The organism is Ruegeria sp. AB9 (assembly GCF_056542585.1).
This window is the reverse complement of record NZ_JBQGAA010000001.1, coordinates 734,313-748,423: the sequence shown is the minus strand read 5'-3', so window position 1 is coordinate 748,423 and position 14,111 is coordinate 734,313. Positions and strand designations below refer to the sequence as shown.

General features: G+C 50.6%; 11 protein-coding genes. 4 read left to right on the top strand and 7 right to left on the bottom strand.

The genetic code is table 11. The annotated features are described in order from the left end of the window. Positions 1 to 10 precede the first annotated feature (10 nt). On the top strand, positions 11 to 874 hold the full coding sequence (locus tag ACR0K5_RS03805; RefSeq protein WP_480536366.1) for a sugar phosphate isomerase/epimerase family protein: 864 nt from the start codon (positions 11 to 13) through the stop codon (positions 872 to 874). A 535-nt stretch (positions 875 to 1,409) separates the two neighbouring features. Here ACR0K5_RS03805 and ACR0K5_RS03800 read toward each other — a convergent pair. The 4 genes from ACR0K5_RS03800 to ACR0K5_RS03785 form a co-directional block, all read right to left on the bottom strand. Continuing rightward, on the bottom strand, positions 1,410 to 1,949 hold the full coding sequence (locus ACR0K5_RS03800; protein WP_480628393.1) for a hypothetical protein: 540 nt from the start codon (positions 1,947 to 1,949) through the stop codon (positions 1,410 to 1,412). A gap of 60 nt (positions 1,950 to 2,009) precedes the next feature. Then, a complete protein-coding gene (locus ACR0K5_RS03795; protein ID WP_480628392.1) occupies positions 2,010 to 3,632 on the bottom strand; it encodes an exonuclease domain-containing protein in 1,623 nt (540 codons plus the stop codon). Between the two features lie 66 nt (positions 3,633 to 3,698). Next, positions 3,699 to 5,396 (bottom strand): ATP-binding protein, encoded by a 1,698-nt coding sequence (locus ACR0K5_RS03790; protein WP_480628391.1) that lies wholly within the window; start codon positions 5,394 to 5,396, stop codon positions 3,699 to 3,701. A gap of 10 nt (positions 5,397 to 5,406) precedes the next feature. Then, positions 5,407 to 6,435: an SIR2 family protein gene (locus tag ACR0K5_RS03785; RefSeq protein ID WP_170419446.1), complete on the bottom strand. Its 1,029-nt coding sequence runs from the start codon at positions 6,433 to 6,435 to the stop codon at positions 5,407 to 5,409. A 432-nt stretch (positions 6,436 to 6,867) separates the two neighbouring features. On the opposite strand from ACR0K5_RS03785, the gene ACR0K5_RS03780 reads away from it, so the two are divergent. From ACR0K5_RS03780 to ACR0K5_RS03770, 3 genes are read left to right on the top strand one after another with little or no spacing between them, the layout of a single operon-like run. Continuing rightward, positions 6,868 to 7,122, top strand: a complete 255-nt coding sequence (locus ACR0K5_RS03780) for a DUF3489 domain-containing protein (RefSeq protein WP_480628390.1) — start codon at positions 6,868 to 6,870, stop codon at positions 7,120 to 7,122. Between the two features lie 5 nt (positions 7,123 to 7,127). Continuing rightward, positions 7,128 to 7,544: a DUF2924 domain-containing protein gene (locus tag ACR0K5_RS03775; protein WP_480628389.1), complete on the top strand. Its 417-nt coding sequence runs from the start codon at positions 7,128 to 7,130 to the stop codon at positions 7,542 to 7,544. Continuing rightward, positions 7,544 to 9,172 carry a recombinase family protein gene (locus ACR0K5_RS03770; protein ID WP_480628388.1) on the top strand — a complete coding sequence of 543 codons (1,629 nt, stop codon included), beginning with the start codon at positions 7,544 to 7,546 and terminating at the stop codon, positions 9,170 to 9,172. The genes ACR0K5_RS03775 and ACR0K5_RS03770 overlap by 1 nt, the downstream gene beginning before the upstream one ends. Before the next feature lie 600 nt (positions 9,173 to 9,772). Here the strand turns inward: ACR0K5_RS03770 and ACR0K5_RS03765 are convergent. The 3 genes from ACR0K5_RS03765 to ACR0K5_RS03755 form a co-directional block, all read right to left on the bottom strand. Beyond that, complete coding sequence (locus tag ACR0K5_RS03765) at positions 9,773 to 11,497, bottom strand: AAA family ATPase (protein ID WP_480628387.1); 1,725 nt, start codon at positions 11,495 to 11,497, stop codon at positions 9,773 to 9,775. 41 nt (positions 11,498 to 11,538) lie between these two features. Beyond that, a complete protein-coding gene (locus tag ACR0K5_RS03760) occupies positions 11,539 to 12,651 on the bottom strand; it encodes a dsDNA nuclease domain-containing protein (protein WP_480628386.1) in 1,113 nt (370 codons plus the stop codon). Positions 12,652 to 12,766: 115 nt separating this feature from the next. Beyond that, positions 12,767 to 14,059 carry a tyrosine-type recombinase/integrase gene (locus tag ACR0K5_RS03755; protein ID WP_480628385.1) on the bottom strand — a complete coding sequence of 431 codons (1,293 nt, stop codon included), beginning with the start codon at positions 14,057 to 14,059 and terminating at the stop codon, positions 12,767 to 12,769. Between the last annotated feature and the right edge of the window lie 52 nt (positions 14,060 to 14,111).

Sequence of the window (14,111 nt, the reverse complement as noted above, 5' to 3'; positions counted from 1 at the left end):
GGACAAGAACATGAAACTTGGCGTTATCTGTGATGGCATCAGTCGGGACCTGAAACACGCGGTCGATGTGATGGATGAGTTTGATCTCGAATATGCGGAACTACAATTCGTCGGCGATACCGAGGTTGGCGATCACTCGGCGGATGAGATCCGGGAAATTGATACGCTGCTGCGTGACCGCGGCAAGCCTGTATCCTGTCTGTCGCGCCACATCTTCGCGGGAATGAGCGGAGCGAACAAACCAGGGGACGACCTGCACAGCAAGCATTTGGATTCTCTGAAGCGCGTGATCGACATGGCGCATGTGGTCGGTAGCCCATTGGTTCGCATTATGACGCCCAAGAAAGAGCAAATCCTTTGGGGGTACGGAGGTGCCGAAAAGTGGAACGTCGCCAAGGGTGCATGGGACGCGATGCTGCCCCTGATTGCACCGGCGATTGACGTTGCCAAGGACGGCGGAGTGACTTTGGTCGTCGAAACGGGCAACGGGACCATGGTGAATTCGAATTACACCGCCCGTAAGCTGATCGATGATCTGGATGCCAAAGACACGTTAAAGGTACTTTGGGACCCGGCCAACAATTGCTGGTGTCACGAACAAGCGTTTCCTGCTGGGTATGACGAAGTAAAAGATGGTTATCTCGGGCACATCCACATCAAGGACGTTCAAGTCGACACGCCCCGCGCGACATTGACGGTCAAACAAATGGGCGAAGGCCAACTGGCCGATCAGTTTCAGCCGATGGCGGATGCTCTGAAAGCCGACGCCTATGATGGGGTGATATCATTCGAAAGTGTCTACCACCCCGGTAACGGAAATTTCGAAGACGGTTTCCGCCGCTGTATTGATCGCTTCAAAGAGCATTTTGGTTGAACCTCCGGCGAGACCGCTACGGCCAATCGATGTTCCTCCCAATACATCGTTCGGCCGAAACACAGACCCGTCGTCAGGCGGGTCTGTTTTGGGTTTCAGGTGAAAACTGAATGATGGTCAAAAGATCTAATTCTGCGGGACGATTGAGGATATTTCGCATCAATTGCCGCAAAAAAATTCCCTTTCGGCAATCGTGCCGCAGTACATCAATGGCAGCTTAGGCGGACGGCACCGTAGCGTGGAGATAGTCTGGTCAACGTCCGCAAGGGGTGATCCTTGCGCAGACCCATGGCAGCAATCAGAGCTTCGAAGTCACTCGTGCGCGCGCAGCATTTGTCAAAATGGAGCTCGAAGCGGCCATCGGTGCAGGTCCAGCATCCTACTGATCGGTCGATCCAGCTGGACCGAGGCCGGCCCGAAGTGGACCTCCATTGTACCAGAACTATGCCGCGGTGCGGTCGTAGAAGCGGACGGACATTCGTCGAAACAACAAGCTTAGATCGGCAGCTGAAATTACGCGCGACACCAAGAAGTTCTAATAGAGAGGCCGTTGTGGCTGGATTTTCCGCGTATTGTGGCGCTTTCCAAACTCGTCCAGAACCAATTCGAGCGTTGCTACGAAAGTTATGAAATTGAAGCTCAAGCCCTTGTCTCGTTTCTCATGCAGGTAGCGCCACTCAACAAATGCATTGGCGTGGTGCTCAAGGACATCTTTGATGTTGTATTCCATCCACCCGCTCCAAGGATGAATTGGAGCAACTTTGTCTTTGAATGCGGCATTCAGCCTATCCTTGCTTGAGACGGGTAAAGCGTCGAAGAGTTTTGCGAGATCGTGTGTCCTGATTGGATCATGACGATCATGGTCCCAAACAAACCAAGCTTTAAGCGCGAATTCCATTGCCAGCGCCAAAAGCATAGGCTCAACGCCGATATGACAGCGCTCGTTTGAAGCATCACTTGGCTGGGAGCTGTCCTCCATCGACAAAACCTGTTTCAGAATTGAACGCGCATACTGCTCGAGCTTCACCCCGGTGGATAATCCAGCAAACACTCTCTTGGTGGAGTTATCTGACAACTTTATGGATTCCGTTTGTCACTGCCCTACCGCCTTTGAAGGCCTCACTTAAACCAGACATCATTCGGCTTCGATCAACTTAAGAAATTCCGACTCACCAAGGATCTTGATTTCATGCCCTTCACTCTGCAGATCTTCCGCGCGACGGTGCTTGCTGCTTTTGTCGTGACCCGCCAAAGTCGATAGATCTTGGTCTCCAACAACCAAAAGCGTTATTTTCTTCGAAACACTTGTCTTTACAGTTATCCCTGCTCCAGCAGCTATTGTCGCCGCTTCCACACGAGACATACTCAACTGCCCTGTAAAGCAAGCAACATGCCCGTAGAGAGCGCCGCCTTGATTGCCAGCAATCGCCACCGAAGTTTGGTAATTCTGATTTCTAGACTTCGCGAGTTCGAAGAAATCCGAACCAGTTGCAGCTTCTGCCGCCAGAACGACTTCAGCCGCCGCACGTGCATCTTCTTCTGCATCATGGTGTTCAAAGCTTAAGCCAAGGTAAGTCTTTAAATTAGCCAACCCATGGCCACCATTACCTTTCAGTTCTGGCCAAGCTCTTCTAGCGATTTTGACGCTATCGACCCAGTTGGCCCTCAATTCTGGAACACCGTGAAATTTGCTGGCCGCATTAAACGCCTGTTTGTCGAAATTGCTGTGTTGCACCAGAAGATGCCGCTCAAGGAACGGGCGCAAAGACTGAATAACTGCCTTGAAATTGGGGGCCCCTGCTACTGAAGATTCATCAATCCCGTGTAGGTTGACATTCGAACGTTCGAAATCTTGTTCAGGGTCGATCAGTAATCCAACCGTCTCAACATCTCCGCTGGTGGACACCATCGCCAACCCTACTTGGCATATGCTGCTGTGTTGTCGATTCGCTGTTTCGACATCTACGGCCACAAACCGGAATGTGCGGTCAGTAAATGTCTCTAAGTCAGGTGAGATGTCCGCCTTCGAAGTTCTTGGGGCCGGTATGTAAATTCTAGTTTCAGCGGGCTGAGTTTGACTCGAAGAAGTACTCGGCTCTGATATGTAGAGCGCATATGTCTTTCCCTTCTTTTCCCTTGTGATCTCGCCAGCTTTTTCCAACCAAGAAACCAAGTTGCTCACATGACGGCCATCTTCTTCCCCGAGCTCGGCCTTTACCTTGTTTTGCAATACTCCTGGCTTGGACGAGACAAGCTTTCGAATGGCTACAAAAAGCTCATAAGACTTAAAGTGTCTCATCGCATCGAACCTGTAAGACTCAAGGTGGTCGAATTCGGTTACAAGATCACGAATTTTCTCAAGTCCCTCTAAATCCCCTGTTAAGGCCATCATCGTGCCACCTTGCTGCAATGCAGGGACGCGGAGCTGCAACCGTGCACCATCTCCTCTTGGGTCTTTCAACCAATCTCGAAGTGGTGCAATGCTCTTGTGGGCCGCTTCAGCAGCCTCTGCGTATTTTTTCTTTGAGATCGAATATTGCAAGCTTTCGAGCAGGGGAAAATAGTCACCGCCTGGCATCTCAGCAGACAATCTCTCCAATGTCTCTATGTTTTGCGGCTCCCATTCCTCAAGTTCTTCGGAGAATGGGGTAGACCGTTCTCCAACACTGCTCCCCCCTTGCCGTTTCGTGGCGACTTGGAAAGAGTCGCTCTTCAGAGTTTTCTGAGAATTAAATAGCTTTTTAAAGAATCCCAACATGCTGCCCCCTAGATGACATTCGACATCTGTCCTGTCGAAGCGTGCCTTTGCTCCGCCGGACCGAAATTAGTTGCGAACCTTTTGGTTTCGCCAAGTATCCAAAATTTCTGCGACATTTAACTCGACCGGTTCTTCGCTCCATAGCGCTGTAAAGGATGCATCGGCGCTATCCGGAGCAGGGTTAGGTGCATCCACTTTGATGCGCGTCGGCATCATCATTGAATCACCAATCAAGATGGCTTCACCACGCCTTAGCGAAGCGAACATTGACGTTATTCCTCGAACGGAATCAGGAAGCAGGTTGCGAACATACGACTGGTCGTCCGGATTCGAAATTCTCAAGCACAGAAAACTCCCGCACTGCGATAAAATCGTGGACGACATTTCCCTCGGTCGCTGACTAATGACTGTTAGACTTATTCCGTACTTTCGACCTTCTTTTGCGATCCTTTCGGCCGACTCTCGCGGGGCTTGGTTAGATCCTGAGTCGCTCAGATAGATGTGAGCTTCATCGGCGAAAATGGATATGGGAAAGCGCGAACCCTTGAGGCGGCTATGCCAATAGGAGAAGTCAAACAGACACCTGAGAGTTAAGGATATCAAGGAACCTCTGACATCAAAGGGTACAGGGCTCAGGTCAAGAACGACTATCTTTTTCCTATTTGAAATCTCCTCTCCCAAGAGTTTGCGAAATAGGTCATCCATTGAAGCACTGGAGTTATATGTCTGGGGTTTGAAGATCAGGTCATAGCGTCGGTCGTTTAGCCGAGATTCCAGCCTCATGAGAAGGCGGGTAAACTGCCCATGGAGTGGCCCCTTAACTTTTTTCGTACTGCCCTGAACCATTTCGACATCCAAACGCCGAAACTCATCAACGATGTCCATAAGGTCGAAATAGACCGGCGTATCGATAGTAATTTTTTCTAGACCGAGGGCAGCATTCTCGGGGTGGTTCTCCTTCGCAGATTGCAACAGCTCTTTAAATTTGGCGTTTTGGTTCGGGGCGCTGGACTCTGCTCGATCTATCATGAGCGAAAGAATTTCCTCTGCGTTCATCAACCAATAGGGCATCTCGATGTCGGCAGCAGAAATAACCTCGGCTCCATCCCCAAATGCTGAAGCATACTCTCCATGCAGATCAAGCAGGAGGACGGTCGATTGTGGGAATTGTGCAATCTTCTGGAGGACAGAGGCAACCGTCCAAGACTTTCCCCCACCTGTTTGCCCTAGTATCGCAGCATGACGGCCAAGGAATGCATCAAGGTTCAGTTTTGCTTCTTGCTCAGGAAGAAGGGACAACTTCCCCAAAGAAAAGTTCCCTTCGGCAAAGCTTGTGTAGATGTCATTTATTGTTGAAGGGAGCACGGCGAAAACGGGGGCGTTTACTGTTGGTAAGACATTGGTTCCCCTTTCAAAGTCTCCGTCTGAATCTATTGTTCCAATCGGAATCGTAACAAGCTGTCGCGAGACTTGGTCGATTACAAAGTCACCCGCAGTGATGGCTTCTTTGGCTTCTGTCACGCCAACATTTGCTTCTCGCATCCGTGTTTCTGTGACAAGACATAGCAAAGTGCCGTTTGGTAAAGACAGCTCAACAAAAGATCCGGGCTGCCCAATTAGGATGTTCACCGGACCATCTGGAGTGGAGACGTCAACCGCCATCTCTTCAGGCACGCCAACAGTGTTCTCTTCGTCAAATTCAATTAGTGATACGGCAATTGTATCGCCTTTAACCTCAATTACTTTTCCGATTTGGTGCTTCACCGCGTATCTCCTAAAACAGCTCGACAAACTTGCTGAACATCCAGGCTTCGCTTTCCTCTTCAGTCTCACGCCCGCCAATCACCTTTTTGTCTCGGCAAACATGAAGAACATTGGGGCGTGCACGTAGGTCACTCAGGTCTTCAGGCTCGACTTCACAGAAATTGCAGAGCGAGATGCCACCGGACGAAATGTGAGGCTTCACCAAGCTGTCGTTAATGTGGCTGTCCCCGAAGCTGAAGCCGGAAGCTATCAAGTGTTTACAGCGTCTCCCTAAAACTGAGTTAGAAATACGAAAGAGGCCGTCGTATGGTCCTGACAGAGTTTCAATTACCTTGCTTCGCCGCGGGAGCACCATACATCTTGCATCTTGTTCTACAATTGCGCTCGGAGCCGCCTCAAAAACGCGATCACCTTTGCGATACCAAGACACCGATCCATGAAGCTTGACTAGTCTTATGGTCAAACCGCTCTCGGGGGTGAACCTGGATCCAGAGGTTGTCCCAGATACGATCGAAAACTCCTGTTCTGAAAAGAACCTCTTTGTCGCGCCACAAAACCCATTTATCAGTTTCAAGCCAACTTCGGCGCAAGCCTCTTCAAGCAACAGATCGTAGTTTGTCGTGAGAAACCAAACATTGGTAGGTCGGTCAAAAGCCCGTCTTTTGAGCCTCTCCAATAAGGCAACTTGATTGGATATATCTGGATGAGTAACTCCCAGTATCGCATCTCGAACCAGTTCGCGGATCTTTTCTCTTAGAGACTGGAACTTCGGAAGCTGACTGTTTGTGTGATGCTCGATTACTATGTCTGAGATTTCTTCGATGTTTGGCAATCCTTTGCCGTCATCGTATGCGAGCCCTTTGGCCGCAAGAGCGTCGTCCAATGCGGACCTGTCGTCTGTTGACAGTGCTCTTACAACATCTTTCGTCAATCCAGAAACTAGTGGATAACCTGACTCAAATGACGTCCCTGCGCCTAATAGAAAACCCAAGTTGTCTATACTTGTTCCTGCTTTTGGAACGAATTCTTCAATATTCAAAATATCACTTCTCAGAAATGGTGACGACGTCCTCGCACAACCGACGGTAGCGTAATACACGATGGCTAACCAGACTCAAAATAGGTGCATGAATGGTGGAAGGATTTGTTAAACGTCAGCTATCATGCTGCACCGAAAAGGGGTGCCGAAGCGAAGGTCGGTTTCCTGCACGTTGGCTCGACGATTTCAACTGGTAGGCCCTCACTTTTAATTAGTCGAACAATTGGCAACCTGAAAGTCCGCTTCTAAACTGGTGCAAGGCGTTGTTAGCGTCCGCAGCGAAGGTCAGCTTCCCGCCCTTTTTACGGTAAACAACTGGACTTTGGGCTGTTCGGAAGCGGTACTGACGACGGTCAAGATTCGCCCGGGGCGCCCGGGCTCCACTCAGTAGAGGGCGCAGGATCCGTCTGTGTCTGCAAAGTGGAGATAACGATGACAATTGCATCCGGAACAAAAACCAAAACGTCACCTGTAAGATTGGCCCGAAGTGGCCCCACGCGTCAGCAACAGTTACAGAAACTGCTGTCCCGTAAGGCAGGTGCCACAATTGCGCAGATTCAAAAGGCCTTTGGCTGGCAACCGCATTCCGCACGCGCGGCGATTTCGATGATGCGCAAGGCGGGGCATATTGTTGAGCGATCTGGATCTGACAAAGGTACGGTCTATCGGATTGTAAAGGAGGCTTGAGCATTATGGATTCTAGCCCCACTATCCGCGACCTTACGAAAGTACTCGCTGACATCGAAAATCTGGACCGCTCTGGCTGCCTTGATCAGTGGCGGGAAGTGTTCGGTCGGCCGCCGCCGAAATACCTGTCCCCGCAGTTCATGAAACGGGTACTGATCTGGGAGCTGCAGAATCTGGAGCTGGGTGAGTTGTCTGTGAAAACGGAGCGTCGACTGCAGCAAATCGCGTTGGGAAAAACACCGCCACCTACTCTGAAACCAGGGTCACATCTGGTGCGGGAATGGAACGGGCGCACCTATCAGGTAGAAGTGGTTGATCGCGGGTTCGTCATGGACGGCAAGATGTGGCGCTCCCTGTCAGCCATCGCAAAGCACATCACCGGGGCACACTGGTCAGGCCCGCGCTTCTTCGGAGTTCAGTGATGCGACGCATCCGCTGCGCCATATACACCCGGAAAAGCTCGGAGGAGGGGCTGGAGCAGGATTTCAACTCACTCGATGCCCAGCGGGAAGCCTGTGAAGCCTACATCTCCAGTCAGAAGCATGAGGGCTGGGAGTTGCTGCCGGATTACTATGATGACGGTGGTATCTCGGGCGGTCATCTTGACCGCCCGGCGCTGCAGCGGCTGATGCAGGATGTTGATGAGAAACGCGTAGATCAGATTGTTGTATACAAGATCGACCGGCTGACGCGCTCGCTGGCAGACTTCGCGAAACTGGTCGAACGTCTCGACGCAGCCGACGCATCGTTTGTGTCCGTTACTCAGTCCTTCAATACGTCTACCAGCATGGGACGCCTGACCCTCAATGTGTTGCTCAGCTTCGCTCAGTTCGAACGGGAAGTTACCGCTGAACGTATCCGGGATAAAATTGCAGCCTCTAAACGCAAAGGCCTGTGGATGGGCGGGAATGTTCCGCTTGGATATCAAGCTGACGGCCGGACGCTGAAAATCGACGACAAAGAAGCTGAGACCATCAGGACGCTTTTTAATCTCTATCTGGAACATCAGAGTATTCTTGACGTGAAAGAGCAGGCGGAGGCACTGGAGCTCCGGTCTCGGAGACGGGAACGTCCTGGTGGACGCGAGACAGGCGGTAAGTTTTTTGACCGCGGACACATCCATCATTTGCTCAGCAATCCGATCTATGCTGGCGACATCCGGCATAAGGGGCAGGTCTTTAAGGGGCAGCACCCCGCCATCATCGACCCGGCAGTGTGGGAACGGGTGCAACAGCTACTTACAGATGGCGCAGCAAGGGAGCGCGGAGTTAGGCAGAAAGCGAAGCGATCAGTGCTGGCCGGAAAGCTCTTCGATGAGACCGGAGATCGGCTGACGCCCAGCCATAGCCGGAAGAACGGCAAACGTCTGCGTTACTACATCTCCGGGCGCCTGATAACTGACCGCAGTCAGAAGCATCCGGATGCGTGGCGGCTGCCTGCAGAACAGCTTGAGAGCCTCCTGGCCGAAGTGATCAGACAACATCTGAGCCGACCGAGCGCCGTGACATCAATGACACGGGATATGTCGGCGGCCGAAATTGCTTCAACGACGGAACTCCTCAGAGATTGCCAGTCCGTCAGGAAATGCCTCGGCCTGATTGCGCGGGCAGATCTGCGACAGGGGTCCTTGACCGCGCAGCTGGATCTTCAGGCACTCGCCCGAACGATGGAGTGCAGGGCGGATCAGGTCGATGCCAAAGAACTAACGATCGAAGCGCCATTCCGGATGCGCCGCAGGGGGGTGGAGCTGAAACTGCATCTTGGAGATGCACCGCGTGAGATCGATCAGACACTTGTTCGCAATGTCATCAAGGCGCGCCGATGGCTGGCGATGATCATTGATGGCAGAACGTTCTCAGAAATAGCGGAAGAAGAAGGCACCTCCAAACGCCGGGTGCAGGATGTGGTCGATCTCGCCATGCTGGCGCCTGATGTTCTGGAGGCCATCGCTACGGGCGAACAACCTGATGGCCTGACAACGGACTACCTGATCAAGTCCGGCTTCCCGGCTATCTGGTCAGATCAGCACAAGCAGTTCGCTGCGCTCTGATCTACAGACTCTCCCAAAGTCACCAAACTCGTACCGCCGGAATCGCGAAATGAGACTGGGGCCCGAAATCGACCATTGTTGCGCATAAACTCAGGTCTCAGCTGGAATAGCCGGATGATAACCTGCTGAAAACAAGCGGTAATAGGCGATCAAATATTCAGTGCGTGATTTTAGGGAAAATCATGGCTGGGGTGGTAGGATTCGAACCTACGATACACGGTACCAAAACATCAAATAGTCCAACGGGGAATCTACTCTAAAACACAACATATTGATTTTCAACGAAGTTATCTGATTCGTTTTGTCATTATTTGTGACATTGGACCAACTAGACGGTGAGATAGGCAAATTTGTAAGAGAATCTGGCACACCTACCCAAATTCGGGCATCTGCCCCAAGCGTCAGCGGTCAGGGCAGTATAAATGTCACGTCTCCGAGAACCTGCACTTCAAGTTAAACAGTTGGATTGTGGGCCGGTTTGCCACCTAACACAGCCAGTTCCGAAAATACGTGCATAAAGCCTTTGAGCTTGGTAGCCCCAATTCCACCACTGGGCACTAGGCTAACAACCAAAGTTCATTGAGATGGAAAAAGGGTGCTCTACGCAGAGAGCATCACCTCGTGCATTGTGCCTACATCGGACATGACAGAGTCATATTGCGAGTTTGAAAGTACCGAATACTCATCGGACAGCTCTATATGTTCCCAATTTTCAGGAAGGGACTCGTCTGCTGGCGCTTCAAACGAAATCGTCCCCAAAATGAGCTGCTGCTGAGGTAACATATTTTTGACTATGAACTTGAAGATCGCATCAATGTTCTTTGGATCCTGCTCCTGCTGGATCGGCGAGTCGATCACCAATGGGCATATCTTTGTAGAACCAAATTTTTTCATTGTGTGCAGCAAAGCGTAGTATTGTGCAAGGAGCGCCCTTGGTAGATCGCTTCCTAGTGCGTTGTTTTTTATTATTTTCTCTGGTGACGCATAGTCGCTTTCTTCCAAGACGAATACGTTCAGCTCATTTAAGAACTGTTTCATCCGGGACTGATAGTACTCAACGATCTTTTTCTTGTGCTCTGAGTCGAGCTTCATTTTTGCTTTCAGGGCGTCGATTGACTTCTGAATCTCGGCAATTTGATCGTCGTAGTCAGAAATTTCTGACTGCAGCGACGTTACAACTTCCTTGCTACCTTCCGCCATTACGATATCCCGCAGTGAGACAGTAGATTTTTTCCGTTCAAGAAGCTGGCTGACCCCATGCGCGCTCTGACAAACTTCCTTATAGGTCTTTTCAGCTTCTTTGAGCTTTAGGTCGATATCTTGTCGGTCCTTGAGGCGCTGATCCAAGATACTTTGGCAGTACGCGACGTCGTCGAGCAGCCCAAATCTCTGTTGAAGCGAGTTCTCAAATGTAGTGCCGCACGTTGGGCATCCTACTTCATCCGGTGTCTCCAAATCAGCAGCAAACCTATAGTCAGCGTCTAACTCAGATATCGAGCGCCGAAGTATTACAATATCTGTATCTACGCCATTTCGTTCATTTCTGAACTCTTTTACTAAGCTAAGCGCGTCTTGCTGTTTGGCTCGTACTAAATTGTACTCATCGACAAGCTGTTCCATTTCAATTCGAAAGTCTTCGGGATTAAGATCAACTTGCGCATTTGCCAGTCGCTTTTGAAAACTCTCTAAGGCAACGGATAGAGTACCGCGTTTCTTATTTAGATCGGTCTGATCATCGAGCTTCTCCATGCTCTGTTTGAGCGCGTCGTAATAGGCTTGGGGTCTTATGCCCAAGTGATACTCCAGCATTTGTTTCCGGTACGCGGTGAACTGCGTAAGCGCTAGGAATGAATTCCAGCTTTTGTTCCAACCTTCGTCTTGATCGACATAGAAGGGTAGGTAATAGAACGCTGGTCCTGCTCTGCCGAGTTTGCCATCGCTATTGCGCTCAAGTTCGATGTTGAACCCTAGCTTTTTGCAAATGAAATCAGCAATTCCCCCTTCCGACGAAATCCCAGTGTGCTTTGAAAGCAATTTGCGATTGTGGTCGAAAACTCCGAAGTGCTTTCCATCACGAAGTATTTTGTAAGATGTGCCGTCGATCTCAATTTCAGCGCAGTAGAACGCCTTGGCGCGTTTCCAACGGGTATTAGCCATTTGCGGTACATCTGCGCCGATAGTGTAATACAGGCTTTTTATTAAGGTGGACTTGCCGACGTCATTTACGCCGGTCAGGACGTTCACTCCGGGTGTCAGTTCCACTGTTCTTGCTGCTTTCTCGAGCTTTGATACTATCGAGAGCTTTTTGAACACCAAGCCTGTCATTGTGCTGACCTTTTCGAAGGTTTCTGATCAATTTGTGGTAGTTAGATTGCTTCATGGAATACGACCACTGCAAAGGCGGAGAAATAGCTTTCGTCCGAATATGGCGCGAGCCCGTTTGTAACAGTATCCTTGCTTTCCAGAGCAAGGCTCAGGAACTCCGACAAGCTGTCAGGATTCTCATCTGAGTAAATTGCTTCCAGACGTTCTCGCAGAGTTGCTGCCTCGACGTTACTTGGGTCAGTGAAATCCGATACTGCCTTGGGAATCTGCTTCCCCAGCATCATGAGTTCTTTGGTCTTCCAACCAGCGGCCAACAGTTCGGCATTCACCAGTTGCATGTCGGGGGCACGCGGCTTGTTGTTCGCCGCCATTTTTATACTTGTAGTCATGAACGAGCGATCGATGCATTTTCGCCCAATCAACTCTTCTATGTTGGTGACTTTATCTGATGCGAAGTTGTTCTTTCGATTAATCTCATCTTGAACACCTCGTGTCCAAGCGTGCGCGTTTACGCCGTTTGCTTCCCCCAGCTCCGCTTTCAGAAGCTCGGTGACTTCACCCAAGAGGAAGCTCCGCATAGCTTCAAGGCTGACTTCCGTATCAAGGAAGTGGATGTTTTCAAGCCGCGCTACGTCGAAGCTCGGAATTTCTTCCGTGAGTTTTTCAATAAGTTGAGTTTTGTACTTTTCCTCCAAGTCTTTGGCACAGAACTTCGTGTCACCAAACTTGAATGGAGCATTGGAGACTAGCACAACGTCTATGTTCTGCGGTGAACATATCCCATCGAAGTTGTTGTACATTTTTCCAATGATCGACGCCTTATCCTTGGTTGCCCGCGAGAGGAATGAACCCAGAGTCCTTCCTCCCTTTGCCTTGGACGTCTTTACCTGACAGAACTCTACGTGATCCGGATTTTCGCTTGGTTTTAGAAAGACGACGTCGTCGTGAAATTCGAAGGCTACAAGGTAATCCACGCCATCAAGATGATCACGTATCATTCTGCAGAAGGCCCAGCTCTTTTGATAGTCAAATCTGAGATTGGTATCAGACCCGGCGGTCTCGCGCTGTGGTTTCTGCAGGAGGTCTGCGAGTAATGGGGTTTTGGCCAATTTTTGAACCATCGTACTGCTAAATGCAGGACGACCGTAGGCCAATCTAAAGTTGAGAGCAATCCACTAGCTCGTAGTAAAGGTTGCGAGAGGGTGGTGTTTTTTGCCGCACTCCATTGGGCTTAACCGAACCTTCGTCCCCCCCCTCTCGCAATCGATTTCATGAAGTGTCGCCGCTCTTGTCTTGGCTTTCACTGTCGCCCAGTGACTGATCGGTTCCATCGGATTCTAACGTCCCGTCGGGTGGAATCGGTTTGCCATCGGTTGGTTCATCCTTTGGTGGTGGCATGAACGTCTCAGCTACCATATTGGCTATGGCCTGCATTTTCGTGTTCTCGTCACTGATTAGGTGGCCGTACTGTGACATTGTGAACGAGGCATTGTGGTGGCCAAGCAGTTTTTGAGCCTCCAAGTACTTTCCGCGAAGCATCAACTCGGATGCAAACATGTGCCGCAGTGTGTGGAGCCCGCGCTGCCTAACCCCTGCAATGCGCTGAACTCGGTACCAACCGTAGTTGTTGACTTGAGAATGATGCATTGGAAGCCCGGCTTTGGTGCAAAAGACAAAATCGTGGTCGTGGGTGGCAAGGTGATCAACTAGCCAATGTCGCGCCAGCGAACCGATAGGGACAGTGCGGTACGCGTTAGCGGATTTCATTTTCCCGACCCTGTCGCTGTCTGGTCTGCCGCGCCTGCTTTGATCGACCTTCCTGCGCAAAGTAATTGATGCGAAATCCTCAGAAATATCGCTCCGCTTGATGCCAAGCGCCTCGGAGATTCGAACTCCGGTTGACGCAATCAATGCAATTAGCGCGCTATACTTTATCCAACTGCGCCTAACCTGCTTATTGGGATGCTCACGAAGCTCAGCGAGTGTTTCGAAGATGATCCTAACTTCTGCCCGAGTATGTAATGAGCGCGACGCGGGTTCGCCCCTGCCGTCGTTCAATTGCACTGCCAATTTGTAGGCAGGGCTCTTGACGATCAGGTCCCTAGCCACGGCCCAGTTCAAGATCGACTTGGAAAGATCAAATGCATGCTTGGCAGTTTGTCGAGAGGTAAACTTCTCGGTTAGCTGTCCCATGAACATGCTCATCTTGTCTCTGGTTAGTTCGTTCAGAGGCACGTTCCCGATGTAAGGGAGTATGTGCTCGTCCAAGTAATGTTGGTAGCCCTTTAGCGTGGAGTATTCGAGCGGCATTTTTCCATCCCTGCCGCGCTTTGAAGCTTCCATATATTGTTCGGCGAGCTGAGAGAATTTCATTTCCCGCATGCCCGGTCCGACTTGAGAAGCGTTCATGGCATCGATTTCTCGTTTGCGTTGCTTTGCTTCAGCCAGAGACTTGAAAGTCTCCTCCTTATAATTTTCACTCCAATCACAGTACCAACGCACTCTGTACCGTCTGGAATCGCCAATGATTCTGTCACTTATACGAACGCTTTTGTTGCGCATGTCGTTGTCTCCCGATGTTTTTTGGGGGACGCAGCCGGCCGGAACCGCGACC

Bases quoted from the DNA above. Each gene is read 5' to 3' on its own strand.
- ACR0K5_RS03780 (WP_480628390.1), top strand. From the start codon at position 6,868: ATGACAATTGCATCCGGAACAAAAACCAAAACGTCACCTGTAAGATTG.
- ACR0K5_RS03755 (WP_480628385.1), bottom strand. From the start codon at position 14,059: ATGCGCAACAAAAGCGTTCGTATAAGTGACAGAATCATTGGCGATTCC.
- ACR0K5_RS03775 (WP_480628389.1), top strand. From the start codon at position 7,128: ATGGATTCTAGCCCCACTATCCGCGACCTTACGAAAGTACTCGCTGAC.
- ACR0K5_RS03805 (WP_480536366.1), top strand. From the start codon at position 11: ATGAAACTTGGCGTTATCTGTGATGGCATCAGTCGGGACCTGAAACAC.
- ACR0K5_RS03770 (WP_480628388.1), top strand. From the start codon at position 7,544: ATGCGACGCATCCGCTGCGCCATATACACCCGGAAAAGCTCGGAGGAG.
- ACR0K5_RS03765 (WP_480628387.1), bottom strand. From the start codon at position 11,497: ATGACAGGCTTGGTGTTCAAAAAGCTCTCGATAGTATCAAAGCTCGAG.
- ACR0K5_RS03795 (WP_480628392.1), bottom strand. From the start codon at position 3,632: ATGTTGGGATTCTTTAAAAAGCTATTTAATTCTCAGAAAACTCTGAAG.